Raw genomic sequence first — 25,955 nt, forward strand, 5'->3', positions numbered from 1 at the left:
AAGGCCGCCCGCGGCCGCTCGCGACACACTCACTCCGTCAAGCCGAGCTGGCGACGCGCCTCAGCCGGCAAGCGGTGGACCTCGGTATAGAGCGCGAAGGACTGGTAGAGCCGTATGCGCTCTATCCAACGCTCGATGGCGGCGGGGAAAGCTTTTATTTTCATAAGAATGGACCGTCTCACGGCATGGATACCCGGTTATTGCCAGGCATTTAATGCCGGCCGGGCACCGCCGCCATCGACCGATGGCGAAAGGGGGCATCGCGTTCCGGCATGGCTGTGGCCGCGGGTGTGAGCGCTACTCCCCCGCCTCCTTCTCACGCGCCGCCAAGATGGCGCGGCCCCAGCCGGTGCTCAGCCTGCCTTCAAGCGGCTTTCGGCACAGCACGCGTCTCGACGCCGGCCATGATCGTTACCGCTGCGATGACGAGCACCGCACCGCTCGCCAGGAAGACGGTCGTCACACCGCTGACGTCGAAGATAAGGCCGCCCGCCGCCGCGCCGGTGGCGATGGCGAGGTTGATCGACGCGACGAAGAGGCCGCCGGCGCTTTCAGCCTCGTCGGGTACGGCGCGCGTGATCCAGGTGGACCAGGCGACCGGAACCGCACCGAAGGCGAGGCCCCAGAGCGCCACCATCGCCGCGTCGGCGGCCACATTGCCGCCAAGCGCGGAAAGCGACAGCGCCAGTGTGCCCATGGTCAGCGGCATGATGGCGAGCGTCAGCCGCATCGAGCGCTCGAGCAGGAACGCGCCGAGATAGTTGCCGAACAAGTTGGCGATGCCGAAGGCCAGGAGGATAATGGAAATACCCGTCACGCCGACGCCGGTCACCGTCTCCAGGAACGGCCGGATATAGGTGAAGAAGGCGAAATGGCCGACGAAGACCAGGAGGATCGCGGCCATGGCGAGGCCGACCGCCCGCCGGGAGAGCACCTCGATCAGCGTGCCGAAGCGCGACTGCCCGCGCGGCGGCAAATCCGGCAGCGTGGCGAACTGCACGGCAAGCGCCAGCACGCCCAAGCCCGCCGCCGCCACGAAGACGGTACGCCATCCGGCGACGGCGCCGAGATAGCTGCCCATGGGGGCGGCGAAAATCGTTGCCGCCGACACACCGGAAAACAATATGGAAAGGGCGCGCGGCACATAGCGTTCCGGCACCAGCCGCATCATGGTCGCCGCCGACAGCGTCCAGAACCCGCCAAGCGCGACGCCGAGCAGGATGCGGCCGGCAAGCAGCAGCGGCAGGTTGGGAGCGATCGCCACCAAGAGGTTCGACAGGATGAGCAGGATAGAAAAACCGAGGAGAACGAAGCGCCGGTTGAGCTTCCGCGTCACCGCCGTGATCGACAGGCTGGTGATGAGTGCCACCGCCGCGGTCGCCGTCACCGCCTGTCCGGCCATTCCCTCCGTCACGCCGAGTTCCGCGGCTATCGGTGTCAGCAGGCTGGCGGGCAGGAACTCCGCTCCCACCAGCCCGAATACGCCGAGGCTCATGGAAACCACGGCCCCCCAGGCCGGCGCGGAGCCGGCATCTTCCCCCCTCTCCGCAATCGTCGCGTCATGCATCTGCAGGATCCTCTGGTTGATGAAGTCGATCGCTTGCAGATGGGTGGCGGTTTCGGACGATCCATGCCATAATCTCCGGAATGCTTGATCGAAACTCCGAAATACAAACGGAAGCAGCCCGCGCCGATCCGATCAGCGAGCTGCTCATGGGCATGCGCCTTCGCGGCGCCAGCTACGGCAAGCTGCGGCTTGCGCCGCCCTTCGGCATCCACTTCCCGGCCGCGCCCGAAGCCCGCTTCCAGTTCATCGCCGCCGGCAACGTCTATCTTCAGTCGGAAGGGCTTGCGCCGAGGCCGCTTGCCTGCGGCGATGCAATCCTGCTGCCGCGGGGCGACGGCCACTCCCTCGTCTCCGCGCCGGGCGTCGCGGTGCGTCCCGTCGACAGCTTCGAGAGGACCCCGCTGTGCGCCGACGTCTGCGCCGTGAGCAAGGCCCCGGAGGATGCGAGCCGCACAAAGGATGTCCTGATCTTCACCGGCCGCATGGAGTTCGAGCTCGATACGCTGCATCCGCTCGTAGGCCTCATGCCGCAGGTCATGTCGGTCGGCGCGCTTCTCGCCCGGCAGCCGGAGATCATGCCGCTTCTGTCGGCGATGGAGCGCGAGATGGCGACCGAGCGCGCGGGCTCGGCCGGCATTCTCGCGCGGCTTGCCGATGTGGTCGCCGCCACCATCGTGCGGGGCTGGGTGGAATGCGGCTGCGGCGATGCGACAGGGTGGATCGAGGCGCTGCGCGATCCGCGCCTCGGCCGTGTCATCGCCGCGCTGCACCGCGATCCCGGCCGCGCCTGGACGGTGGCCGAAATGGCGGCGGAGATGGGTAGTTCCCGCTCTGTCTTCGCGGAACGCTTCGCAGCCGCCACCGGCACCACGCCGCTGCGCTATGTCGCCGCTTTGCGCATGCGGCTCGCCACGCAGTGGATCGGACGCGATCGGATCGCGATCGACACCGTCGCTAGACGCCTCGGCTACGGCTCGCAAGCCGCGTTCGCCCGCGCCTATAAGCGCGTCACCGGCCACCCGCCGGGAAAAGCCCGCGCGCCGACGCCGCCGATACCGCGCGAAGCCCCGACGGCGCCGCTGTAGCCGCTCCCGCTCGCTCAGCCCTGCAACGACCAGCGATCGATCACGTTGTACCGCGTAAGCCCCCGCTCGCTGTGGACGAGCGCGAATTCCCTCGCCACGAAGCGGATCGGCTCGATCGCCTGCATGGGCACCGGTTCCGGCCCGTAGAACAGCGTCATATGCGGCGTGAAAGGCTCCGCCGCCCTCAACCCGTTCTTCTCCATGGCGGCGCCGAGGGATTTGTGAAGCGCCGGCAGAGCCTCTCCGTCCCCGAGCAGAACCAGCGGCCGCTTTCGCTCTCCGCCAGTGATCGATGGGGCGCCCTCGAAGCTTTTGACGAAGCGAAAAACCACCTCGAACGGATGCATCGAAACGGCTTTTCCGGCCTGCCTCGCCGCATAAACGAATTTGGTCCGCAGGTACCCGTAATCCCCCACATGCTGCAGCGAGATGTGGAGGCGCGGCGCCTGAAGCAGCGTCCCCCGCAGGTGATTTTCGCAAACGAAGCGCTCTGCGAACCCTCGCGCGTAGATGGCTGTTTCGGTATCCGGAAACAGGCAGAAAAACAGCCGCTCCGGCCGTTTGGGCCGCTTTGGCCAAGGCGGCAAGCAGTAAAACTCGAATACGCCTTGCATACGCGCACATCACAGCCACCCGCCACGCCCCTATGTCACAGGGCAAGAGAACATAACATGAACAAACTTGCAAGAAAGAAAACACGGATTCGCGCCGACTTACAGCGCCAGCGCAGGCGCGCTTCGAATGACCGGTGTTCAGCCTGCCATCACGCGACCGCCTTTGGCGGTGCAAACCCAGCGAGCGCGCCGGTGTAGGCCTTCCGCGCGGGAAAGGCGTAGGCGCCCCTCTTGCCGGTCGTAAGCCCGAGCGAAACGAGCGCCTCTGCTTGTTTGACGGCCGCGCCCACCCCGTCGACCACCGGCACGCCGAACTCGCCCTGAAGCTCGGCGGCAAGGTCGGCCATCCCAGCGCAGCCAAGCACGATTGCCTCTGCCCGGTCGTCCTCAAGCGCGCGGGCGATCTCAGCGCGCAGCTTGGCGGCGGCGCTCGAAGCCGGGTCCTCCAGGGAAAGCACGGGAATGTCGGCCGCCCTGACGCGGGCGCGCGGCGCCATCCCATAGCGCGCCACCAGCCCCTCCACCGGCACGCGCGAGCGCTCGGTGGTGGTGACCACCGTGAAGCGCTGGGCGATGAAGGCGGCAAGGCTGAGAGCCGCCTCGCAGATGCCGACGACCGGAATGCCGGCCATGGCGCGCGCGGCATCGAGGCCCGTATCGTCGAAGCAGGCGATGACGGCCGCATCGGCGCCCGCCGCTTCGCCGCGCGCGATCTCCTTGAGCAGCCCCGGCACGGCCAGCGCCTCGTCGTAGTAGCCCTCGATGGAGGCGGGGCCCATGCTGGACGTGACCGCTTCGATCGCGGTCGAGCCGGCTGCGGCCCGGCGCGCGGCGGCCTCGATGGTGGCCGTCATGCTGGCGGTCGTGTTCGGGTTGACGACGAGGATGCGCATTGCGTGGATAAGCTCCCTCAGCCGCGCGCGCTGCGGCGGCGGAGATAGACGATACAGCCGAGCGTGGCCAGGATGACGAGGAAGGAGAAGACCGTGGTGACGGTGCCCAGCGCGTAGAGCACGGGTGTCGTCACATTGGTCGTCATGCCGTAAATCTCCAGCGGCAGCGTGTTGTAGGTGCCGGCCGTCATGAGGCTGCGGGCGAACTCGTCGTAGGAAAGCGTGAAGCCGAACAGGCCGACGCCGATCAGGCTCGGCGCGATCATCGGCAGGACGACGTGACGGAAGGTCTGCCACGGCGTCGCGCCCAGGTCGCGCGCGGCCTCCTCGTAGGCCGGCGAGAAGCGGTTGAAGACCGCGAACATGATCAGCACGCCGAAGGGCAGCGTCCATGTCAGATGCGCGCCGAACGCGGAGGTGTACCAGGAGGGGCGGAAGCCGATCTGCTGGAACATCACGCCGATGCCGAGCGAGATGATGATGGAAGGCACGACGAGGCTGGCGACGGCCACGTAGAAGAGCGCCGTGGAGCCGAAGAACCGGCGCCGGAAGGCAAGGCCGGCGAGCAGCGAGACGGCCACGGTTACGCCCATCACCATCAGGCCGAGGATGAAGGATCGCCGGAAGCTGCCGCCGAAATCGCCGACCGCCTGCTGCTCGAACAGGTTGGCGAACCAGTGCAGCGACATGCCGTTGAGCGGAAAGGTGAGCCCGCCGGCAGGCCCCTGGAAGGACAGGACCAGGATCGCCGAAAGGGGGCCGTAGAGGAACAGCACGAAGAGAATGAAGAAAGCCGCAAGGAGGTAGAACCCGGCGGTGCGTTTCTCGTGGTCCATCGTTCACAGCTCCTTGCGGATGTCGACAACCCGCAGGATGCCGGCGACGAGGAGGAGGACGAGGACGAGCAGCACCACCGCGTTGGCGGCGGCGGCCGGGTATTGCAGCAGCGACATCTGGTTCTTCATGATAAGCGCGACGGAAGCGCTCTGCCCGCCGGACATCACCTGCACCGTGATGAAGTCAGCCATCACCAGCGTGACGACGAAGATCGTGCCGATGGCCATGCCCGGCTTGGCCAGCGGGATGATGACGTTCCAGAGGATCTGCCGCCCGCTGGCGCCGGCGTCTCGCGCCGCCTCGATCAGCGAGCGGTCGATGCGCATCAGCGTGTTGAAGATCGGCACCACCATGAACAGCGTGTAGAGATGGACCATGGCCAGCACGACCGCGAACTCGGAGTAGAGCAGCCATTCGAGCGGCGCCGGCACCAGCCCGCTCTCCACCAGCGCCGCGTTGACCAGCCCGTTGCGGCCAAGCACCGGGATCCACGAGATCATGCGGATGATGTTGGAGGTGAGGAAAGGCACGGTGCAGACCAGGAACAAGACGATCTGCATCGCCGTCGTGCGGATGTGGAATGCCAGGAAATAGGCCACCCAGAAGCCGATGAAGAGCGTGAGCGCCCAGACGATGGCGGCGAATTTGAGCGTGTTGAGATAGGTCTTCCAGGTGACCCAGGAGCCGAGCGCCTCGGTGTAGTTGTAGGTCACGAAATCGGGATAGAGCCGGGCGAAATCGTAGTCCCAGAAGCTCACCACGACGATCATGAGAATGGGCGCCACGAGAAACGCACCGAGGATCAGCGTCAGCGGCGCGGCCTGGAGATAGGGCGCGAGGCGGGCGAGGTTGAAGCGGCTGGCGGGCTTGGCGGCGGCTCCGTCCACATGCTGTTCAGCGGCGATGGTCATCGTGGTCTTCCATCGTGATATTGCAGCGTCCCTTCGCGCCCCACTCTGTCCTCCCGAGCTTTTGTCGAGGGGCGGACAGAGGGGGGCGCGAAGTGCGTCGGCATTCCAGTCTGCTCGATCAGGACGCGATGAACTCGTTCCAGCGGCGCACCATGTAGCGGTCCTCGTCCATCACCGAGTTCCAGCAGGCGACCTTGCCCATGCGCTCCTCGAAAGAGCCGCCGTCGCGCACGGCACCTGCCTTTTCCATCACCTTTCCATCGGGCGCGAGGATGTCGCCCTCGGCGGGCTTGCCCTCGACCCAGAAGCCCCACTCGTCTTCCGACATGTGCTCCTTGGCCGTTTCCATGGCGGCGGAATAGTAGCCTTGGCGGTTAAGATAGGCGCCGACCCAGCCCGACAGGTACCAGTCGATGTATTCGTAGGCCGCGTCGAGCTTGGCGCCCTCCAGATGCGCGGCAAGGCCGAGGCCGCCGCCCCAGGCGCGGTAGCCTTCCTTGAGCGGCTGGTAGACGCAAGGGATGCCCTTGGCCCGGACGGCGGCGACCGCCGGCGACCACATGGACTGGATCACCACCTCGCCCGAGGACATCAGATTGACGCTCTCGTCGAAGGATTTCCAGAAGGCGCGGAACTGGCCGTCGGCCTTGGCCTTGATGAGGAAGTCGATGGTCTTGTCGATCTCCTCCGTCGTCATGTTGCCCTTGTCGGCATAGGTGATCTCGCCCATCGCCTCCATGATCATGGCGGCATCCATGATGCCGATGGAGGGGATGTTCAGGATCGAGGTCTTGCCCTTGAAGGCGGGGTCCATGATATCGGCCCAGGTGGTGATCTCGCGGCCGACGAGGTCCGGCCGGATGCCCAGCGTGTCGGCGTTGTAGATGGTGGGCACCATGGTCAGCCAGTCGGTCGGCTCGGCGGCGAATGTCGTCGACCCTTGCGCCTCCACGAAGCCGACCGTGTGCGGCGCCGTGCCCTGCGCGATGTCGCTGTCCGGCGTCAGCTTGCCATCTATGAAGAGCGGGACGATCTTGTCGTAATATTTGAGCTTCGACACCTCCATCGGCTGCATGACGCCGGCGGGGAACACCTTCTTGGCGATCCAGTATTCGATATCGGCGATGTCGTAGCTGTCGGGCTGGGTGACGGCGCGCTGCGCGGCGGCGTCCGAATCCGTCGCGGTCATCTCGAGCGTGATGCCGAGATCCTCCTTGCACTTCTGGGCGATGGCGTTGAGGTTCGAGACGCCGGTGCCGAACTGGCGCAGGGTGATCGGGTTTTGCGCCCAGATGGTCGGAAAGCCGGTGATGGCGCCCGAGCCGGCCGCAAGGCCGGCGGCCGCCGCTCCGGTCTTCAGCAGCGCGCGGCGCGAGATTCCTTTTTGTCCCGTTGTCGTCCTGGTCATAGCTGTTCCCCTTTTTTTTCGGATGGTTGTTTCTTCAGGCGTCGAGGCGGCCGAGGACGATGGCGTCTTCGGCCTCCCATGCCAGCGGCACCGTCTCGCCAACCCTGATGGGCCGGGCGAAGAACGCCGTGTCGCCGACGATCGCGGTGAAGTCGTCGATGCCCGCACCGGCAAACGACAGCTTCACGGAAGAACCGCGATATTCGATGTTGGAAACGGTGCCGGTGAAGCCGAGCGTGGGGTCGTCCGCCTCGCCGATCCTCACCCGGTCGGTGCGGATGGCGATGTCGGCTGCTTCTCCGGCCGTCCGCCCGCCTCCCCTCGCCACGAAGGCGCCGCCGCCTTCCACGCCGATTGTCACGGAGCCCTCGGCAGCGGCGGTGACGGTGCCGCCGAGCACATTGTGATCGCCCATGAAGCGCGCCACGAAGGCGGTCGCTGGACGCTCGAACACGGTGCGCGGCACCGCCGCCTGCTCGATGCGCCCGTCATTCATCACAACGACCATGTCGGCCAGCGCCATGGCCTCCTCCTGGCTGTGGGTGACGTGAACGAAGGTGATGCCGAGCTTGGATTGCAGTTTCTTGAGCTCGGCCCGCATCCTGATCTTCAGGAACGGGTCGAGCGCCGAAAGCGGCTCGTCGAGAAGCAGCGCCTCGGGATCGGTGATGAGCGCGCGCGCCAGCGCCACCCGCTGCTGCTGGCCGCCCGAAAGCTGCGCCGGCCGGCGCGCGGCATATTCCTCCATATGCGTCAGCCGCAACATCTCCAGCGCCCTTGCATGACGCTCCGCCTTGGGCACGCCCTTCATCTTCAGGCTGAAGGCGACGTTTTCGGCCACGTCCAGATGCGGAAAGAGCGCATAGGACTGGAACATCATCGCCGTGCCGCGGCGCGCCGGCGGCAGGCCGGTCACCACCGTGTTGCCGAGCCTGATGTCGCCCGAGGAAATGCTCTCGTGGCCGGCGATCATGCGCAGCGTGGAAGATTTCCCGCAGCCCGAGGGCCCGAGCAGGCAGCAATAACTGCCGGCCGGAATCTTGAGGCTGACCGCGCGAACCGCCGTCGTCGCTCCATAGGTCTTGGTCACGGAGACGATATCGATCGCTGCGGCCTTGCTCATGCGCTTTCCCTTCTGCTCGGGAAAAGGCAATGCATTATGTGTGCCAGTTGAGTGATCTATTGATAAGTTGTTGCTTTATCTACTTTTTCAGAAAACCCGCAGCAAACCGAAACCTGGCGCACAAAGCGGCAATGCCCAAAATATGAGCATATTGTCTCCTATTTTGGCAGAGATTGTATCCAATCTTTGCTATGATCGCATTCAAATAGACTCTTCCCTCAGCGGCATTTCAGGCTAGAACAGGACGAATTGAGCTCAAGGTGCCATGACCATCACCGACCAGAAGCCTGCCCATAACGACCGTGCCCCCGAGGATCGCGCGCAGATCATCCGCGAGCATTTCCGCAACGCCATCATCGAGCGGCGGCTGGCGCCGGGCACGAAATTATCGGAGAGCGAGGTCGGCGGCCTGTTCGACGTCAGCCGGACGGTGGTGCGCTCGGCCCTGCAGATGTTGGCCCTCGAAGGGCTGGTGCGCAGCGAGCGCAACCGCGGCGCCTTCGTCGCCACCCCCTCACCCGAGGAAGCCCGGCAGATCTTCGCCGCCCGCAGGCTGGTCGAGCCCGGCATGGCGGCGGCCGCCTGCGACCGCGTCGACCCGGCGGACATCGCGGCCCTTAAGAGGCACCTGCGCGGCGAGGCCAGCCTCATGACCGAGCGCGGTCCGAGTGCCCGGCGCGCCGAGATCAGGGCCTCGGGCGAGTTCCACCTCCTCCTGGCGTCGGTTGCGGGAAACGACATCCTCTACCGCTTCCTGGAAGAGCTGACCGCCCGCTCCTCGCTGGTGATCGCGCTCTACGGCCGCTCGGGCGCCTCGAGCTGCGGCCACGACGAGCACGAAAGCATCGTCGTGGCGCTGGAAGCCGGCAACGCGCAGCGCGCGGCCAAGCTCATGCTGCAGCACATCGATCATATCGAGGCCGACCTGGACTTGCGGCTGACGGAAGGCCTCCCCTTGAGCGAGGCACTGCACCTGCCCTAGGGCAATTCCAGAAAGCCGGAACCCGTATTCCGTGCCCCGCGCGGACATCACGCTCCCGCAAGGAGGCGCTTCACCTTGCCGAGCATCATCTGCGGATCCTCGCCATAGCCGAGGGTGCCGAAGAAACGCCCCTCCCCGTCCATCAGGAGGACCGAAGCGGTGTGATTGATCGTGTAGTCGCCGCCGTCCTCGGTCGGAGCCCGCTCGTAGAAGACCTTGTAGGCCTTGGTGACCTTTTCGATCTCTTCCTCGGTTCCGGAGAAGCCGCGGATGCGCTCATCGAAAGCGCCGAGATACTCCCGCAGTTCCTCAGGCCCGTCACGTTCCCAATCGACGGAGATGAACACCCAGTTCATCCTGTCGGCGTCCTGGCCGAGCTCGTCGATCAGGCCCGACAGCTCGTAGAGCGTCGTCGGGCAGACGTCGGGGCAGAAGGTGAAGCCGAAGAAGATGGCGCTCGGCTTGCCGAGAAGGTCGGCTTCCGTAACGGTCTTTCCCGTCTCGTCGGTCAGGGTGAAGGGGCCGCCGACATCGGCGACCCCCGAGACCTGCTGGACGCCCGTGGGCGCCCTGTTCCCCACCAGAAGCGTGAATGCGGTGAGGGTGCCGGCGATCACGAAGACCGCCAGCGCCGCAAGTACAGCGATACGCGTGCGCATCAGTGCCCTCCCCCGTGATCGTGTTCGTCCTTAGACCCCGGCGCGCCGGCCGGGGCAACGGCCATTTCCACGTCGATCGATCCGGCCTTCTCGAAGGTCAGGGTGAGCGGCACCCGCTCGCCCTCCTTGATCGGGCCGGTAAGATCGCGAAACATGATGTGGAAGGCGCCGGGCTTGAGCTCGACGGTCTCGCCCGCGGGAAGCGCGATGCCGTTGGGCTGCGGCCGCATTTTCATGATGCCGTCGGTCACCTCCATCTTGTGGAGCTCGGCCCGGCCGGCCACCGGCGATGCCGCGCCGACGAGCCGGTCTGCCTCCTCCCCGCTATTGGTCAGCGTTACGAAGCCGCCCCCGGACGGAGCCGAAGGCGGCGTCGCCCGGGCCCAGGGGTGGATGATTTCGATGCCGCCGAGCTTGTACTCGTGGGCGAAGGCGGCGTTAACGGCGAGCGTCAAAGCAGCCGCCAGAAGGAATGGAAGGGTTCGCATGTTCGTTTCTCCATAAGCGCAAAGACATGAGGCCGTGCGCGCCAGTCGGCGCAGCGGTCCCACGGATTGAAGCGTCAGATGGAGTGGAGCGGCGGCGCGCGGGCTTCGCACGACAGCCCCAGGGCGCTTGGCCGGGGCGAGACCTCCAGCGCCGGAAGGTGCGGCGGCGTTCCGGCTTCCGGCACGAAGGCGGGGCCGAGATCGGCGGTTGGAAGCGCCGGGCTATGGGACGCGGCGGCATGGCACAGTGCCGCACAGCAATGGTGGGCCGCGCGCTCCAGAGGCCCATCCCCGACCGTACCCTCGGTGCCCGGAACCGCGCCGGTCAGCGAGCAGATGACGAAGGTCGATCCCGGCTGCGGCGCCGCCAGGGCGCCCTGCGCGAACGCGGAGACAAGCCCCTGCAGCAGCATCACATAGGCGATCAGGGCGGCCAGAACGCCTCCCCTCAGCCGATCGCCCAGCATGCAACGCATGGTCCTCATGCTCCCCCAATCGCACAGTTCCGCCATGGAGTCACTGCGGCGAATCGGGCCGCGTCATCATGTTTGGTACCCATGGTAACGGGCTGCATCGGGGTGGGAACGAGGCGGTGCCTCGGGAGTTCGGTGACCGTGAGGAACAGCGCGAAGGGTCTATCCGATGTCTTATCTGAGATTCGCGGCCATGATCGCCACCGGGACGGTGGTGATGTACGCGGTCATGTACATGGCTACTTACCAGCTGGATCACATCACCCTTAGCGAGTCGCGCATCTACATGGCGTTGGCGATGGGTGCGACGATGGCCGTCATCATGCTGGCCTACATGTGGAGCATGTATTCCAGCAGGGCCGGCAATATAGGCATCCTCGCAGTGGGGGTCGTCGTATTGGCGGTCGCGGTCTCCCTCGACAGAAGCCAGGCGCTGGTAAAAGACGTCGCCTTCATGCGGGCGATGATCCCTCACCACTCGATGGCCATAACGAGGAGCGAGCGGGCACGAATATCCGACCCACGGGTCAGGAAGCTCGCTGATCAGATCATCGAGGCCCAGCGGGAAGAAATCGCCGAAATGAAGATGCTTATAGAAGACTTGGACGATACGCGCTGACAGGAAAGCGGGGCCTGCGTCAGGTCTTCAGCCTTCCATCGGGGACGATGGTCCCCGCTCACCGAACCCTGCGACCAAGTTGCTCACACGCATCGGGAGGAGGAAAGCTCGGTGTAGCTGTGCCGTGCTGGGGTGGATGCCCTATCCGGCTTCTTCGATGTGCAGTCCTCGATAAAGGCCCATCCAGGAACGTCCCGCGAGCGTCGTCGATCGCGCGTTGACAGCTCCCGGTCGCATGTCCCGTCTGGTTTGCATCGCCCTTCCAAACCGTTGCCGCCATTGTTGCCGCTCCGTCGGCGCCCAGGTGCCGGGGCATAGAGCCTCGTCACAGGGACCGGGAGCGGCATCTACTGAAGGAACCAAAGACGCCTTTCGGCATTAGCCCGGCGGACAAGTCGGAACTCTGCTTTTCGGTCAGATTTTTGCTACTAAAAATCCACAGCAACACCATATTTCGGTGGAAGTATACCAGTCATGCCCGAGTTTCACATGAATAATAACAACGTATACAAAAATTTATACTTGAAGGCCGGACGCATACTGCTTCCGGTCGCGATCGTCGCTGCCGTCTTGTGCACCTTGCTTCTGACCCCTCTGGACATGGATGAGACCATCCGCGCCGTCGCGGCTGTCGATCTTCAGACGCTGTTCCTCGTGCTCGTCCTGTCGCTGGTGAACTATGCGTTCCGCTTCTGGCGCTGGACCATGTTTTTGGGCGGGCGCGACGCCCCGGTCCCTGTCGGCCGGCACCTTGCCATCTATGTCGCCGGCTTCGCGCTTACGGCCACGCCTGGAAAAGCCGGCGAGACCATGCGCAGCCTCTACCTGCGCCCCTTCGGCATTTCCTCGAGCAAGAGCCTGGCCGCCTTCTATGCCGAACGCCTGCTCGACCTGATCGTCATCAGCGCTCTTGCAATGCTTCTCGTCACGCATTCGGACCCGGTCGTGCGGGCACTCGGGCTTATCGGCGCGGCGATCGCCACGGGCCTCCTCGCCATGCAGTATCCGAGGGTCACGGCTCTGATCGAAGGCGCAACGGCCGGTTGGTCGCCTCGTGGAGCCCGCCTCGCCACCGTCGCGGCCGGTTTCCTGCGCGATGTCCGCGCGATGATGACACCGCGCATCGCCCTTTCCGGAACGTTCCTCGGCCTTCTTGCCTGGGCAGGCGAGGGCCTCGGAACATATCTCGTGGTTCGCTCCATGGGGCTCGATCTCGACCTGTCACTGGCCATCGGAATCTACGCCACCGCGATGATCGCCGGCGTTCTGTCGTTTCTGCCGGGGGGCCTCGGCGGGACCGAAGTGGTGATGACGACGCTGTTGATCTACGCCGGCGCCTCCGCGCCGGTTGCCGTCGCCGCGACCGTCGTCGTTCGCCTCGCCACCCTATGGTTCGCCGTCGCGCTCGGACTGGGCGCGTGGCTGGGTCTCGAGGCCACCCGCGGCCTCAGAGCGCATGAATAGAAACCTCCTCCGCGAAGGGATGCAGTGGTCATGACCGATCTCGACATACTCCCGAGTGCCGGACCGACCGAGCCGCCGCCGAAGGCGCCGCCGGTCCCTCTGGTTGTGGATCTCGACGGAACGCTGATCCGAACCAACCTGCTGCTGGAGTCCGTGATTGCGCTGGTCAAGCAGTCGCTGCTGACGGTGTTTCTCTTGCCCCTGTGGCTGATGCGCGGCAAAGCGACCCTGAAGGAAGAGGTCACGCGGCGCGTCTCGCTCGACCTGTCGGTGCTGCCGCTCAACGCGCCGCTCCTTGAACATCTGAGGCGGAAAAAGGCGCGCGGCCACCGGCTGATCCTGGCGACAGGGACCCACGAAACGCTGGCGCGGAAGATCGCCGACCAACTCGGCCTCTTCGACGAAGTCCTGGCCACGAACGGTCGCCACAACCTTACGGGCATCAACAAGCTGACGGTCCTGCGCCACCAGTTCGGCGCGACCGGCTTCGACTATGCCGGAAACGCGGCGGCCGACTGCCCGATCTGGTGCGCGGCCCGTCAGGCAACCGTCGTCGACGCGCCGTCCCGCCTTGTCGGCTGGGCGAAGCGAAATGCCAATGTCACACACGTGTTTCCGCGCCAGAGGCCGCCGCTCTGGCTCTACGTGCGCGCCCTTCGCCTCCACCAATGGCTCAAGAACATTCTTCTGTTCGCGCCGTTGGTCGCCGCGCTGAAGTTCACCGATGTCGCCGCCCTGACAGACCTTTTGATCGGCTTCTTCGCCTTCGGCTTGTGCGCTTCCAGCGTCTATCTCGTCAACGATATCATCGACCTGGAGGACGACCGCCTCCATCCCAACAAGCGGCACCGTCCGTTTGCCTCTGGCACGCTGCCGGTCGCCCACGGGCTGGTCCTGGTCCCGCTTCTTTTGGCCGCCTCGGCGGCCCTGTGTCTCTTCCTGCCCTGGCAATTCGCCGCCGTCCTCGGCGTCTACTACGCCGCGACGCTCGCATACACCTTCGGCCTCAAGCGCCTGGAGGCCATCGACATCGTGACGCTGGCGCTGCTCTATACGACGCGGATATTCGCCGGCGCCGCCGCTGCCCAACTGCCGCTCTCGGTATGGCTCCTCACCTTCTCGATCTTCCTGTTCTTGAGCCTGGCGATCGCCAAGCGGTACGCTGAACTCATATTGATGCACAAGAACGGTAAGCAGGGGAGCACAGGGCGCGGATACCGGTTCGCCGATCTGCCGATACTGCGCAGCATGGGCGTCGGCGCGGGCTATGTCGCAGCCGTCGTCCTCGCGGTCTATCTGGACACACCGCAGGTCGCCGCCGCCTACGCGCATCCGCAGATCCTGTGGGTTTTCGTGCCCGTCCTCGTCCTGTGGCTGACGCGGGTGTGGATCAAGACAGGCCGCGCCGAGATGCATGACGACCCGCTGGTCTTCGCCGCGCGGGACCGTGTCAGCCTCGCCTTCGCCGTCCTGTGCGGCGCCGTCATCGGGATGGCGCTGTGACAAGCGCCAACGCAGCGTACCGCTCCTGGGGGCGGCCGCAGTCGGAGGCGGGCAAGCGGGTCGTCCGGCTGTGGTGGCGCGACCAGGCTTTTCCCGCCGACCGCCCCGCCCTGCCCTTCGGCAACGGGCGCAGCTATGGCGACAGTTGCCTTGCCCGCGAGGGAGCGCTCATAGACCTGCGCGGTCTCGATCGCTTCATCTCGTTCGACGACGACACGGGGCTCCTGCGGTGCGAGGGGGGTGTTCTTCTGTCGGACATCCTCGCCCACTTCGTCCCCAAAGGCTGGTTCCTGCCGGTGACGCCGGGTACGCGGTTCGTAACGCTCGGCGGCGCGATCGCCAACGACGTGCACGGCAAGAACCATCATCGGGCCGGCAGTTTCGGCCATCACGTGCGGTGCTTCGAGCTTCTGCGCTCCGACGGCGCGCGGATCGTCTGCTCCCCCCACGAAAGCGCCGACTGGTTCGCCGCCACCATCGGCGGCTGCGGCCTGACCGGCGTCATCCTATGGGCCGAGATCGCCCTGCAACGGGTGCCGGGACCGGCCATGGAGGTCGATACCCTGCGCTTTTCAGGCGTAGACGAGTTCCTCGAAATAAGCCACGCCTCGCACAACTCGCACGAATATACGGTGGCGTGGATCGACGCCCTCAACCCCGGGCGAGACGGGGCGCGCGGGCTCTTCTTCCGCAGCAATTTCGCCGCCGACCAGCGCCCCGTCGCAGCCCCCCGGCCGAAGCCGGGGCTGCCGTTCACCCCACCCGTCTCGCTGCTGCCCAAGCCGGCGGTCCGGCTCTTCAACACGGCCACCCGCCGCTGGCCGCGCCGGTCCCGGCAATATGTCCACTACGAGCGGTCCTTCTATCCGCTCGACGCCGTGCCGAACTGGAACCGCCTGTTCGGCCGCCGGGGCTTCTATCAGTATCAGTGCGTCGTTCCCTACAGCGCGGCCGAGGCGATCGGCGAACTCATCGCGCGCGTTGCGCGTGCGGGCGAGGGATCGTTCCTCTCGGTGCTGAAGGTCTTCGGCGATCACAAACCGGTCGGCTGGCTGTCCTTCCCCCGCCCGGGCCTGACGCTCGCTCTCGACTTTCCCGATCGCGGCGAGCGGACGCTGAAGCTGCTCGACACGCTCGACGAGATCACCGCGGAAGCGGGCGGCGCGGTCTATCCCGCCAAGGATGCGCGGATGGACGCGCAAACCTTCCAGCGCGGCTTCCCGTCCTGGCGGCGGCTCGAAGACTACCGCGACCCGGCCATCTGCTCGGATTTCTGGCGCCGCGTCGCCATTCCGCAACCAACCTAGAGCAATTCCAGGAAAAGTGGAAACCGGTTTTCCGTCCGGAATTGCGACAAAACAAGGAGTTAGACCAGTTCATCGATTCCATGAAACGATGAACTGGTCTAGTGAGTGACGTGATGCGCAAAGTCCTGATCATCGGTGCCACCTCGGCCATCGCCGCCGCCATCGCCCGTCTCTTCGCACAGGACGGCGACCGCGTGTTCCTCATCGCCCGCAACGAGGAGCACCTGAAGGCGACGGCAGACGATCTCACTGTCCGGGGCGCCAGCGTCGCGGGATATAAGAGCCTCGACGTCAACGCGCTCGACCGGCACAAGGCGGTTCTGGACGAGGCGGAGGAGGCGCTGGGCGGCATCGACATCGCGCTCATCGCCCACGGCACCCTGCCAGTCCAGGCGGACTGCGAGCGCTCGCCGGGCCTCACCGCCCAGGAGCTGCAGACGAACGCGGTGAGCACCATCGCCCTCCTCACCCGTCTTGCCGAGCGGATGGAAGAAAGGCGCAGCGGCAGGATCGCCGTCATCACCTCCGTCGCGGCCGACCGCGGCCGGCAGAGCAACTATGTCTACGGGGCGGCAAAGGCAGCCGTCGACACCTTCCTCGAGGGCCTGCGGCAGCGGCTCCACAAATCCGGCGTCGGCGTGACCGCCATCAGACCCGGCTTCATCGACACGCCGATGACCGCCGGGTTCCGGAAGGGGCTTTTATGGGCCAAGCCCGAGGCGGCCGCCAAGCGCATTCATGCTGCGATCGGCAAGGGCACGGACGTCGTCTACGTGCCGTTCTTCTGGCGGTGGATCATGCTGGTGATCCGCCTCATGCCGCGCAGCCTCTTCAAACGCATCGAGCTTTAGCTAGCTGCCAGCTTCACCGCCGCCGAGCCGCGGCCGGCTGCGCAAGCTTGTAGCGGAAGCCCTGCTCGAAATAGTCCGGCCCGATCCTTTGGGCACCGTTGACGATGGGGATGAGGTGCTGCCGGTCCCCGCGCCGGATCGGGTTCACATAGCTCCACACCACGTCCCCCTGCCGCGTCACCTCCAGGAGCCGCCCGCCGTCGGATTCGGTGATCAGCGTGTTACCGTTCGGCAGCCGCTCCGCGTTCGAGCGCAAGTAACTATAGAGGGGGTGGTCGGACGTGCCGCCGAAGCTCCATACGATGTTGGAGGTTTGCGGGTCGATCTCGATGATACGCGAACTGTTGCCGCGTTCCAGGCCGCCCAGATTGTCGAACATCAGTATGTTGCCGTTCGGCAGTATGCTCGGGTCGTGCTGGCGCAGCCAGGCTCCCGTCTTCGCCCACTTTATCTCACCGGTCTCTATGGAAACGACGGCGATCAGCGACTGCTCCCTGATCGAGACAAGCAGGTCGCCCTCCTCGCCGAACGGGAAATTCCGCGCCGCCTCCGCGTCGATATACTTGACATTGTTCGGGTGCAGCGGGTCACCGAGGGTGGAATAGGGCAGGAACCGGAGGAGCCCGCCATATTGCGATTTCAGCAGCGCTTCCGTCAGCGATATCCTCTTCAGTTCCTTTCCCTCAGGCGAGAGCTCGACGATGAAATCCTCAAGGTACGGGCGGTCGAACTGCCTCGCCCCGGGCGGCTGCTCCTCGCGGAATTGGTGGACGAGCGTGTAGATGCGGCCGTCCGGCGCGATCGCCATCTCGTGATGTACATTTTCGAGATAGCTCCAGATAACGCGGGAATCGCGGTCCATCTTGACCATCCCATAGCCCCACGGCGTATCGGCGGAGGAAATATAGATCGCCAGCAGATCGCCGTTCGGGAAGACCTTGGCGCGGTCCATGTAGATGACGGAGCCGGGCTGCGGGTCGGCGACCGCAGCTCCCTCCTCCCAAACCCTCTTGTATGGCAGCCGCCACTCGTGCACGACCCGCCCATCCATGGCGATGAGGCGGGCAACCTGGTCATCGCCCGACGTGAACAGCGTATAGCCCGGAAAAGCGCGGGCCGGATCGTTGACCGTGACACCGCGCTCGTCCGTCCTCGCGCGCTCGTAAAGGTTGGTCAGGATGGGATTGCTGAGGATCCGTTGCTGGACCCGCAGCGCGTCCCAGGCCCGATAAGCGTCGCTGAAAAACTGGTGCGGGAAGACCCGCGCCTGCATCACCATCGCGCCTCCCACGAAGGCGAGAAACATCAGCATGAGCACGAAAACCATCGTCCCGCCTCTTTCCGCGACGCTTTGCCCCCCTCCTCCCGGAGCGCTGGCGGCGTTGATGCTCACCGCCCTTGGCCTGGGCGGCGATGTGACGGCGGAGCCGCGGTGGCTGGCATTCCAGGCGGTGATCGCCTGAACCGCCGCAAGCCATATGATCGGCATGATCTCGACAACCACGCGCTGCTCGGCCAAACGGCCGAAATACACGGCCAAGGCCAGAAACGGCAGCCCGAACCAGATCAGCGTCCGCCCCAGGACAGGCGACAGATAGCGGTGCAACAGCAGCACCGGCAGATAAAGCCCGGCGCCGAACCGCGCGAAATAGGTCACGAGGTAAAGCGGGCTGGCAAACAGCGCGAGGTTGTGCACGAGGTGGTTTTCATATTCCGATCCCGCAACGTTGGCATGCGGATTGTCGATGTTCGGGATAAGCCACACCGCCGCGCCGTAGACCGCGGCGAAGACGACGATCTGCGCCGCCAGCGTCTTCAACAGCACCCCGCGGTCGACGCGGTCGTAGCAGACGGCGAGGAACGCCGGGATCATGCACACCGTCGTCTCGCGGTTCAGCGTGGCGACGGCGAACAGCCCGAGATAGGCAGCGAAACGGCGCATATCCGGGCGCTTGTGGAAGCGCGCGAGCAAAACCACGAGCGCGAGCGTGAAAACGGCGGCCGGCAGATCGTACACGTAGCGGAAGAGCCTGACCGTTCTCCACTCGCCCAATTCCAGAAGCCCGCCGTCCTGTTGGAACGTCGAGGCGAACCTCAGGTCCGGCACGATCAGATGCATCGCAACCGGAATGACGACCGTTATAGCCAGGATCCGGCGCACCGGCGGTGAGACATCGGGACAAAAAAAGTCCAAGCCGCGCAGCGCGACGACGACCAGCAGAATCCAGGCGACCACCTCGATGGCGGCAAAGACGAGATCGGCATCGAGCCATGGAACGCCCTCGCTGATCCCCGCTACGATAAGCGGCAACAGCGTCCGATACTGAAACGGCGCCGCGGCGTTGAAATCGGCCATGCGCCAAGGGCTGGCGAGCCACCATGGCAATGCCGCGACATAGTGAAACGTCGTCAGAAGAACGGCGATCCACAGGAGCGCGAGGAGCCACACCGCGCGCCAGACATACTCCCGCTGAACGGTCGGCACAGTCTCCCGCACCCCTACCGCCGATGATGGGACAGCTTCCACGAGCGCCTCCGCAGCCGTCTTGCTTCGCCCCCCGATCGCCTTGGCGGCGCCGGGCGCTACACCTGACCATGGTTCACTAGCCGGCTGGCTCGAACGAGCTACCGGCGGAACGGCAACGGCAGGACGGCGAAGAGAGTTCCATCATATGGGATTAACGGGTGCAACATGGGGTGGGAGTCAGGAGCGCCGAGCCCGTCGCGCCCCCACCAGCGGCCGTCATCCCGGCCCCACCCGCGCGCGGGTGGGGATGACACTTTTGGAGGAACCGTGCACCCCTACACCGGTTCAAGGCGTGACCTCGGATAAGCCAACGCCCGCTACCCGTCTTCGGAAGGCGCCTCGGGAACGGCGGCGACTGCCGGGGCCGGCCACTCCAGCCTCGTGCGCATGAGGAAGACGTTGTACGGCGTCCATTGCGACATCGTGTAATAGAGCTCGGTATCGATGTCGCTGCCCGGCACGATATAAGGCGCGTAAAGACCGGGATAGTCCTGCGCGCCGACGACGACCTGCGCATCGCCCCACGGGCCGGTCAGGTCGGGGGCGAGCCGCAGGACGACGGCGCGGCGCTCCGGGTCGAAATACATCATGACCCAGCTTTCGTGCGTCTTGCTCCACGCAACCGACAGTTCTCCGGCAGGTGCCGGCACGATCATACTGGCAGCAGTGGGATCGGCGGCCCACCCGCTTCCGGTCCAGTACTCGTAGGCGTCCAGGTCCAGTATCCGCTCGGCTGCGACACGGCGCAGCTTCACGCCGCCGAACCGCCCCTCCGGAATGCCGAAGGTATAAAGCACGTCCTCGTCACGCACGACGGCGACCTGCTCGAACCCGATCGCCCGGTCCTCCACGGCTTCGGGCGGGACCACCCAGGTGTGCCCGTCGTCGTCGGAATAGGCGATACCGGAATGGCGGACCTCCCACTGTCCCGGCGCGCCCCATCCCTTGACCGACATGTAGTGAAGATACATGCGGCCGCCGATGGAAACGCCATAGGTCGGGATCACGGTCTTCTCCACGCCGCCGATCTTGCGCGAATAGAGCAGTTCCTTCGCCGCGCCGTTCGCGCCGGTGATCATGGTCTCTATCGGCAGGCCGTTGCGCGGGTCGGGGTCGGCGATGCGCGCAATCGTGTTGCTGCGCCAATTCATCCGGCCGAACATCCCCCTCTGGCCGAACGTATCGCCGAAGACCATGTACATCGCGCCCTCGTGCAGGAACATATGCCCGAGGTCCGTGCCATGGACATCCCACCGGCGCGCGGTATCGTTCGTCCCGTCGGGGCCGGTGACCTGGTTCACGACCTCGCTTCCGGCGATACGCACCGTCACCGGCGATATGGCGGTCTCATCGCCCGCCATATCGCCCGGCTGCAATGAAGCATCCTGAATTTCCCGGGTTTCCATGGCAGGTATTTCGGTCGGGGGACCGGCTGAGGCAACAGAGGAAAGCGCAAAAAGCGCGCTGCAAAGAAGGGTCGCCGACCAATTGCGCGACATCCGTGACTCCCGACATACGCCAAGAGCCCCGCCGCCTTCGGACACACGTCCGCGCGCGATCACAAGTCGGTTGGGGGCCCCCGCCCGGTTGAAGAATGATCAACGCCCTTATAGTGGATTTTTACATCACATACAATTAATGTCGGAAACAAATTTGTCGTTATATCAATTTTTCCCTTCCTTATTAATATGTTACATCATCAAACCTTCACGAACGGGTATGGATCCTTGAAACCCACCCACCACGCGCACGTCACCCCGGAAAGCCGAAGGCTTGTCCGGGATGACGTGCGTTGGAAAGGCAGTAGGTGCCCTTCGCGCCCCTTCCCCAAACGCCCCTTACAATCCTCACCATCGCTCTCGCGGGAACCGGACGCGCACCGGGTGTTCGGGAGGCTCGGGAGGGCGGCGGAGACCTCCCACTGCGGCGCACCGGTGCCCGCGGGCCTGAGGGCCCGCGAGGATCGAAACCGATATACACTGAAAGTAGCCGTGTAGCGCTTGGCCGCGATCCGCGGCTTTGAATCTGTGGCGCAAAGCCGAAAGTTGGAAGAATGACCCACGACCCTGAGCGGATTGGATGCGCACCATTTTGCCGAAGATGGATCACGGCCAGGGTTCCGACCCTGAAGCCGACGACGAACTGCCCGTTAAAACTAGAACTTATATGTCGTGCAGGTTCAATTTGCGCGAGCGTCATCGCTTCGAACGTACCGCTATGACATGTGCTTCGATGAGTGGCCGTTAAGAAGCGCTTGCAGTTGATCACGCTGTGCGGCATGTTTTTCCTGGTTATCGACCTTGAGTTTATTCAGGTTGATGAGCTTCCATTTGGCCGCCGGAAGATCTGTAGCCTGCGGGCGGTCGATCGCATCGAAATCCGGTGCCCCGTCATGCAGGCTTAGCAGGAATTTCTTCGCACTCTCATCGAAACGTGACTGGATATCGGCGATCAGATGGTTCTGCGAGTCTGGCAGGTTGCCTCGTCATTCCCTCGAATTCCTGCGCATAGGGCTGATCGAGCGCAATCAGATTCGGGTTTAGCAGTTCATGCGCCGGGCGCGGCGAACAGGCGATATAGATCAGGAATGTGCGGAACAGGTCTTCTGTCAGCCCTTCATTCTCATAGAGCAGTTTGACGTCGAACAGGTCGCGCGGGTGCTGGCGGTCCACTGCCGCATGCAGCTTGCCGCCGAACAAATCCTCGAACGAAACGACCTGGATTTCCGCATACCCGAATTCATCCTCGGCGGTCGGGCAGACCGGCAGGGTTTGCGGGTCGTGAACAACGCCGCGCATGACAGGCGAAGTTTCGATCTTAATCTCCGCATCGTCGAGTCGTGCAAGCAAACGGGTCGCGCCACCGTCGCCACCGGCGATGCGTTGCGCTGTTGCTCCTGTAATGCCGCCTTCTATGGCGGAGGCGATCCGGTTCATCGCCTCATTGATTTCAGCAAGGCTTTCGGCGCGGTCTTTGACCGGCAGATATGTCAGGTCGATATCCACAGACAGGCGCGGCATGTCGCGGTAGAATAGGTTGATTGCCGTTCCACCCTTGAGCGCGAATATCTCTTCCATTGCCACATGCGGCAGAATGCGCACGAGCAGGGCGACCTGTGCGGCATACTTGTCATGCGCCATCGCCTGCCCCCTCTGTGGTTACGAATTCTTCCGGCACCATGATGCGATAGCGGGGATGTATTCTGCCGCCCTTGACCAGTGCGCGGTCGCCGCTGCCAAGGTCGAACGCTTGCGGGTCGAGACGTTTGCGCCAAGCATAGTTGTGGCGATCGGCAAAGACGAAAAACAGCCGCCTGACCTTGATCGTCTTGCAACTCTCCAGCAGGGCGGTCAGCAGGCGCGGGCGCAACGTTGTCAGGCTCTGGAACACCATATCGAGATTGTGGAAACTCTCTTGGTCTGGCAGTTCATCCAGCGCCTCCAGCACGGCGCGTTCGGGCGAGGACATGCTCAGTTGCCATTCCCAGGGCAACGTGTCCTCGGCGCTGGTATCGTCTTTCGACAAGCCAACCTCTGGATCGGAAAACAGGGAGGTGCTGCGCGTTACGAGTGGCGCGTTCAGCGGCAGCTTTGTCAGCCAGTTCGGGATATCCTGCCCGTAGAGCCAGACCGGCGGGTTGCCTCCCAGGGGCAGGTAATGCCTGTAGCCGTGCAGATCGAGAGCAGTCATGCCGCCGACATGGACGCCATAGCCCATAATGTGCTGGACAGAGAGCAGGCATGTCTTCCAGTCGATCGTACCGGTCCTGGCGGCGGTGGGCACAGGGCGGCGGAACACGCCGCGCGCGAGCCGTTCCAGCCAGCCGCGTTTGACGTAGTCGCGAAAGGTCTCGTAGGCAAAGCCATGCGAAGTAAGCCATGCGGCATCGACCAAATATCCCGCAGGTACCGCTTCAAGGACTTTCTTCAGCTTTTGCGATCTTTCAGCACTCATGACGCTTATAATGGCATGTTTTTAAAGGGATGGCCACACATCTCTTTAATATATCCCGATTAGCAGCGTTACAGACGCCTAAAATCGCTATAATATAAAGATAAGATGGGGCTAACCAGCGAGGCGGGCGCCGGTAGCCCACAGCCAGTGAAAAAGTAACGGACAGGCCTGCCCACCGGAAACACTCCGCTTCACGCGTGCCGGCCCCGTCGCCTGCCGCCGTGTCCCGGCCCTGACGGAACCGCGCTACTGCTTCTCAAGGTCATCATCGGTATGGAGAAGGGCCATCTTGCTTACTGCTGACGACGCCTGGAGCCCCGAACATGCCAACGAGCCAACCTTGATTGCGGTCGACCCCAGCTATCGACGGCGATGACACTCGCCGCTGCCTTATCCCGAACAAAGTCGCGTTGTCGTCATTCCGTTTCCGAGACCGTAACGCCCGGCACGTTTTCGACCGTCTGCTTCAGATCATTGAGCAGTTTATCCACCGAACCCGAAGGGACCGGATGGTCGCTATTTGGATAGAAAGCAAAATCGAATTTCTCTGGTTTCCATACGCTGTTGCCCAGAACCTTTAAGCCCTCACGATACATTTGTACGCCAATGTACTCGCCATCCGGTGTTGTTGGAGCAATCCGGATGGCAAAACCGTGGGTGTCAGCGAACTGCCTAAGCTGAGCAAAAAACCGCTCGCGTGCCATCGGTGGCACAGCGATGACCACCGAACGGAGCGGTTTCTGTGCCGGGCTCAATTCTGGCGTCACAGCATGTCCCTCTACCGCACCAGCAACCACTATATACAACATCCCATATAGCATCGCCCGACGTCGCATCATTTATTGGCTCCTGGAGACTCGGACGGCTACATCTATCCCAACCTGGAGCTGATCTTAACGCTCGTTCAAAGAGACGCTATCGCCGCGATGATGGGTGGGCAGGGCAAGTAATTCCTGCATCGCGATCATCTCGCCTCGGTGCGCGCGGTCACTATACCAGGGGCCTCATATTTGACCGCTGGTGGCGCATCGGTGTTCGGGCCAAGCCAAGCCGCAGCGAGGAGATCAGCGATGCTGCCCTATAGTCGGTGCCGATACCTTGAACGTTGCACCTCCCGGCGGCGGCTCCGAATCGCTTTGGCAAACGAAGGCGTAGGCCGGCCATCGCCTTTCCTGCAAGGGCACCTCGCGGGTCGTGCACTTCAGTTCGGGCCGTTCGTGCTCGACCCATTGCACGAACTGGAAGCCGTCGGTCGGCACGACGACGCCGCCAACCTCGGCCAGGTGCTTGACTTCCGGCACCGCCCGCCACCAGACGCGGTAGGAGGGCGAACGCGGGAGTTCGCCCGACAGTTCGTAATAGAGCGCCGCCATGCGCAGTCCGTAGGGCATGACGAACAAAGGATGCTCGACCGGCGCATCGGCGACCATCTGCCGGATCGTCGGCTTCAAACCGTCGAAAAGGGGTTCGCGGTCCTGCAGCAGCGTTGCCACGTGCTCCCCCCGCACGATCCCGACGACCAGCAGCAATGTCGCCACCGCGTCGCGAAAAACCGGACGGCGCGCGAGCCACCAGGCCGACGTCGCCACGACGGCGACGAGAAGCGGCCCAAGAACCGGGAGATGGAAGGCACGGATGTCGTAGGCGCCGTACCACAGCATGAAGGGCGTGAAGGAAAGTGCCGCACCGTAAACGAGTGCCAGGCCCCGCCAGGCAGCATCGCGACGCCTGCAGCCGGCGAGGAAAAGCGCGATGCCGACGACGATCAGCGGCGCCGAGACCCACGGATGGGCGGAGCGAAGCGTAAAGACCAGGTCTTCCAGCGTTCGCGTCGAATCGAGACCAGACCCGTAGAGATCGGCGAAATAGGTGCCGCGGATATATTCGACCAGTTCCATGGGCGGCGGCGGCAGCGGCATATATTCCGAATAGGCCGTGTGCGGGCTATAGGCGGTGTAGGCGAGATAGAGGTACTGACTGGCCCCAAGCAGTATGAAGAAGGCAATCGCGGCCATCGGGCGAGGGCGCAGGATCAGGCGGAAGTGCAGGACCGTCAGCCAGATGAAGACCGGCAACAGCATGATCATCATCAGGTGGTTGCCGAAGGAGGCCGCATAGACCGCACATGCAGCGACGAAGAAGCCGATCCTGCGGCTTTCCACGAAAAGAAGAAGCAGGAAGACGGTCGTCAGGATGAAGGCGAGCGCGAGCGGGTAGACTTCCGCTTCCGTCGCCTGGATGGCCATCAGGCTGGATGTGCCGAGCAGCAGCGCTGCGGCGACGGCGGTGCGGATATGGCGCGTCAGGTGATAGACGATCAGGAGAGCGACGGCATTGGCAATTGCCGCCGGGACTACGGCAAGCGCGAAGGTCATCGTCCACCACGGCGGCAGCGGCAATCCGAGCGCGCGCACCCCTGCCCCGAGCATAAGCACGAATGGATATCCCGGCCCGTGCAGCATGATCGGCGTGTGGCCGAGGATCTGGATTTTCGTCGAATCCCCGGCGTTCAACTCCCCGCCCAACCCGGGAAACATGCACCAGCCGTAATAGACGAGCGAGGCCAGGAAAACGGCCACCGCGGCCGCTACTGCGCGCCGCCAGCCTTCCCGGTCCCCGGATTGCCGGCCGCCCGTCAAGAGCCAGCGAAGCAGCCGTGGCATTGCTCCAGGCGGACCCGCCGCTATCGC

25 protein-coding genes are annotated in these 25,955 nt (G+C 64.2%); 8 read left to right on the forward strand and 17 right to left on the reverse strand.

What is annotated here, in order from left to right; all coding sequences use genetic code 11:
* Positions 1-29 precede the first annotated feature (29 nt).
* Together GPJ75_RS27605 and GPJ75_RS15765 are read right to left on the reverse strand one after the other, a co-directional pair.
* Positions 30-164, reverse strand: a complete 135-nt coding sequence (locus tag GPJ75_RS27605) for a hypothetical protein (RefSeq protein WP_281354807.1) — start codon at positions 162-164, stop codon at positions 30-32.
* Positions 165-364: 200 nt separating this feature from the next.
* Positions 365-1,567, reverse strand: coding sequence for an MFS transporter (locus GPJ75_RS15765; protein ID WP_163269263.1), 1,203 nt, complete (start codon positions 1,565-1,567; stop codon positions 365-367).
* An 80-nt stretch (positions 1,568-1,647) separates the two neighbouring features.
* Between GPJ75_RS15765 and GPJ75_RS15770 the strand changes: the two genes are divergently transcribed.
* A complete protein-coding gene (locus GPJ75_RS15770; RefSeq protein WP_163269264.1) occupies positions 1,648-2,652 on the forward strand; it encodes an AraC family transcriptional regulator in 1,005 nt (334 codons plus the stop codon).
* 14 nt (positions 2,653-2,666) lie between these two features.
* Here the strand turns inward: GPJ75_RS15770 and GPJ75_RS15775 are convergent, their stop codons facing one another.
* From GPJ75_RS15775 to GPJ75_RS15800, 6 genes are all read right to left on the reverse strand, one after another.
* Positions 2,667-3,266, reverse strand: a complete 600-nt coding sequence (locus GPJ75_RS15775) for a 2'-5' RNA ligase family protein (RefSeq protein WP_163269265.1) — start codon at positions 3,264-3,266, stop codon at positions 2,667-2,669.
* Positions 3,267-3,415: 149 nt separating this feature from the next.
* The gene (locus GPJ75_RS15780) at positions 3,416-4,159 is read right to left on the reverse strand and encodes an aspartate/glutamate racemase family protein (protein WP_163269266.1); all 744 of its coding nucleotides are present in this window, start codon (positions 4,157-4,159) and stop codon (positions 3,416-3,418) included.
* Positions 4,160-4,176: 17 nt separating this feature from the next.
* Positions 4,177-4,995 (reverse strand): ABC transporter permease, encoded by an 819-nt coding sequence (locus tag GPJ75_RS15785; RefSeq protein ID WP_163269267.1) that lies wholly within the window; start codon positions 4,993-4,995, stop codon positions 4,177-4,179.
* Between the two features lie 3 nt (positions 4,996-4,998).
* Positions 4,999-5,907 carry an ABC transporter permease gene (locus GPJ75_RS15790; protein ID WP_163269268.1) on the reverse strand — a complete coding sequence of 303 codons (909 nt, stop codon included), beginning with the start codon at positions 5,905-5,907 and terminating at the stop codon, positions 4,999-5,001.
* 118 nt (positions 5,908-6,025) lie between these two features.
* Entirely contained in the window at positions 6,026-7,315 is a 1,290-nt protein-coding gene (locus tag GPJ75_RS15795; RefSeq protein ID WP_163269269.1) for an ABC transporter substrate-binding protein, read from the reverse strand.
* A gap of 34 nt (positions 7,316-7,349) precedes the next feature.
* Complete coding sequence (locus GPJ75_RS15800; RefSeq protein ID WP_163269270.1) at positions 7,350-8,438, reverse strand: ABC transporter ATP-binding protein; 1,089 nt, start codon at positions 8,436-8,438, stop codon at positions 7,350-7,352.
* A gap of 265 nt (positions 8,439-8,703) precedes the next feature.
* On the opposite strand from GPJ75_RS15800, the gene GPJ75_RS15805 reads away from it, so the two are divergent.
* The gene (locus GPJ75_RS15805; RefSeq protein ID WP_163269271.1) at positions 8,704-9,420 is read left to right on the forward strand and encodes a GntR family transcriptional regulator; all 717 of its coding nucleotides are present in this window, start codon (positions 8,704-8,706) and stop codon (positions 9,418-9,420) included.
* Between the two features lie 47 nt (positions 9,421-9,467).
* On the opposite strand, the gene GPJ75_RS15810 is transcribed toward GPJ75_RS15805, so the two are convergent.
* The 3 genes from GPJ75_RS15810 to GPJ75_RS15820 form a co-directional block, all read right to left on the reverse strand.
* A complete protein-coding gene (locus GPJ75_RS15810) occupies positions 9,468-10,079 on the reverse strand; it encodes an SCO family protein (protein WP_163269272.1) in 612 nt (203 codons plus the stop codon).
* Complete coding sequence (locus GPJ75_RS15815; RefSeq protein ID WP_163269273.1) at positions 10,079-10,567, reverse strand: copper chaperone PCu(A)C; 489 nt, start codon at positions 10,565-10,567, stop codon at positions 10,079-10,081. The genes GPJ75_RS15810 and GPJ75_RS15815 overlap by 1 nt, the downstream gene beginning before the upstream one ends.
* Before the next feature lie 74 nt (positions 10,568-10,641).
* Positions 10,642-11,043, reverse strand: coding sequence for a DUF2946 family protein (locus tag GPJ75_RS15820; RefSeq protein ID WP_163269274.1), 402 nt, complete (start codon positions 11,041-11,043; stop codon positions 10,642-10,644).
* A 166-nt stretch (positions 11,044-11,209) separates the two neighbouring features.
* Between GPJ75_RS15820 and GPJ75_RS15825 the strand changes: the two genes are divergently transcribed.
* From GPJ75_RS15825 to GPJ75_RS15845, 5 genes are all read left to right on the forward strand, one after another.
* Positions 11,210-11,659 (forward strand): DUF305 domain-containing protein, encoded by a 450-nt coding sequence (locus GPJ75_RS15825; RefSeq protein ID WP_163269275.1) that lies wholly within the window; start codon positions 11,210-11,212, stop codon positions 11,657-11,659.
* Positions 11,660-12,148: 489 nt separating this feature from the next.
* Positions 12,149-13,123, forward strand: a complete 975-nt coding sequence (locus GPJ75_RS15830) for a lysylphosphatidylglycerol synthase transmembrane domain-containing protein (RefSeq protein ID WP_246249078.1) — start codon at positions 12,149-12,151, stop codon at positions 13,121-13,123.
* Between the two features lie 30 nt (positions 13,124-13,153).
* Positions 13,154-14,626 carry a UbiA family prenyltransferase gene (locus tag GPJ75_RS15835; RefSeq protein ID WP_163269277.1) on the forward strand — a complete coding sequence of 491 codons (1,473 nt, stop codon included), beginning with the start codon at positions 13,154-13,156 and terminating at the stop codon, positions 14,624-14,626.
* Positions 14,623-15,933 carry an FAD-binding oxidoreductase gene (locus tag GPJ75_RS15840; RefSeq protein ID WP_163269278.1) on the forward strand — a complete coding sequence of 437 codons (1,311 nt, stop codon included), beginning with the start codon at positions 14,623-14,625 and terminating at the stop codon, positions 15,931-15,933. The genes GPJ75_RS15835 and GPJ75_RS15840 overlap by 4 nt, the downstream gene beginning before the upstream one ends.
* A 113-nt stretch (positions 15,934-16,046) precedes the next feature.
* Positions 16,047-16,784, forward strand: coding sequence for an SDR family oxidoreductase (locus GPJ75_RS15845; RefSeq protein ID WP_163269279.1), 738 nt, complete (start codon positions 16,047-16,049; stop codon positions 16,782-16,784).
* Positions 16,785-16,797: 13 nt separating this feature from the next.
* On the opposite strand, the gene GPJ75_RS15850 is transcribed toward GPJ75_RS15845, so the two are convergent.
* Both GPJ75_RS15850 and GPJ75_RS15855 read right to left on the reverse strand, forming a co-directional pair.
* Positions 16,798-19,311: an arylsulfotransferase family protein gene (locus GPJ75_RS15850; protein WP_163269280.1), complete on the reverse strand. Its 2,514-nt coding sequence runs from the start codon at positions 19,309-19,311 to the stop codon at positions 16,798-16,800.
* A 317-nt stretch (positions 19,312-19,628) separates the two neighbouring features.
* Positions 19,629-20,717, reverse strand: a complete 1,089-nt coding sequence (locus GPJ75_RS15855) for a glycoside hydrolase family 183 protein (protein ID WP_163269281.1) — start codon at positions 20,715-20,717, stop codon at positions 19,629-19,631.
* Positions 20,718-21,547: 830 nt separating this feature from the next.
* Between GPJ75_RS15855 and GPJ75_RS27400 the strand changes: the two genes are divergently transcribed.
* On the forward strand, positions 21,548-21,715 hold the full coding sequence (locus GPJ75_RS27400; protein WP_246249079.1) for a hypothetical protein: 168 nt from the start codon (positions 21,548-21,550) through the stop codon (positions 21,713-21,715).
* Positions 21,716-21,734: 19 nt separating this feature from the next.
* On the opposite strand, the gene GPJ75_RS15860 is transcribed toward GPJ75_RS27400, so the two are convergent.
* From GPJ75_RS15860 to GPJ75_RS15875, 4 genes are all read right to left on the reverse strand, one after another.
* Positions 21,735-22,451 (reverse strand): nucleotidyl transferase AbiEii/AbiGii toxin family protein, encoded by a 717-nt coding sequence (locus tag GPJ75_RS15860; RefSeq protein WP_246249080.1) that lies wholly within the window; start codon positions 22,449-22,451, stop codon positions 21,735-21,737.
* The gene (locus GPJ75_RS15865) at positions 22,441-23,265 is read right to left on the reverse strand and encodes a type IV toxin-antitoxin system AbiEi family antitoxin domain-containing protein (protein WP_163269282.1); all 825 of its coding nucleotides are present in this window, start codon (positions 23,263-23,265) and stop codon (positions 22,441-22,443) included. Before GPJ75_RS15865 ends, GPJ75_RS15860 begins: the two co-directional genes overlap by 11 nt.
* 416 nt (positions 23,266-23,681) lie before the next feature.
* The gene (locus tag GPJ75_RS15870) at positions 23,682-24,104 is read right to left on the reverse strand and encodes a hypothetical protein (RefSeq protein WP_163269283.1); all 423 of its coding nucleotides are present in this window, start codon (positions 24,102-24,104) and stop codon (positions 23,682-23,684) included.
* Between the two features lie 225 nt (positions 24,105-24,329).
* The gene (locus tag GPJ75_RS15875) at positions 24,330-25,928 is read right to left on the reverse strand and encodes a protein O-mannosyl-transferase family (RefSeq protein ID WP_163269284.1); all 1,599 of its coding nucleotides are present in this window, start codon (positions 25,926-25,928) and stop codon (positions 24,330-24,332) included.
* Positions 25,929-25,955: the final 27 nt, after the last annotated feature.

The sequence above is a fragment of the Chelativorans alearensis genome (assembly GCF_010993735.1).
Taxonomy (GTDB): domain Bacteria; phylum Pseudomonadota; class Alphaproteobacteria; order Rhizobiales; family Rhizobiaceae; genus Chelativorans; species Chelativorans alearense.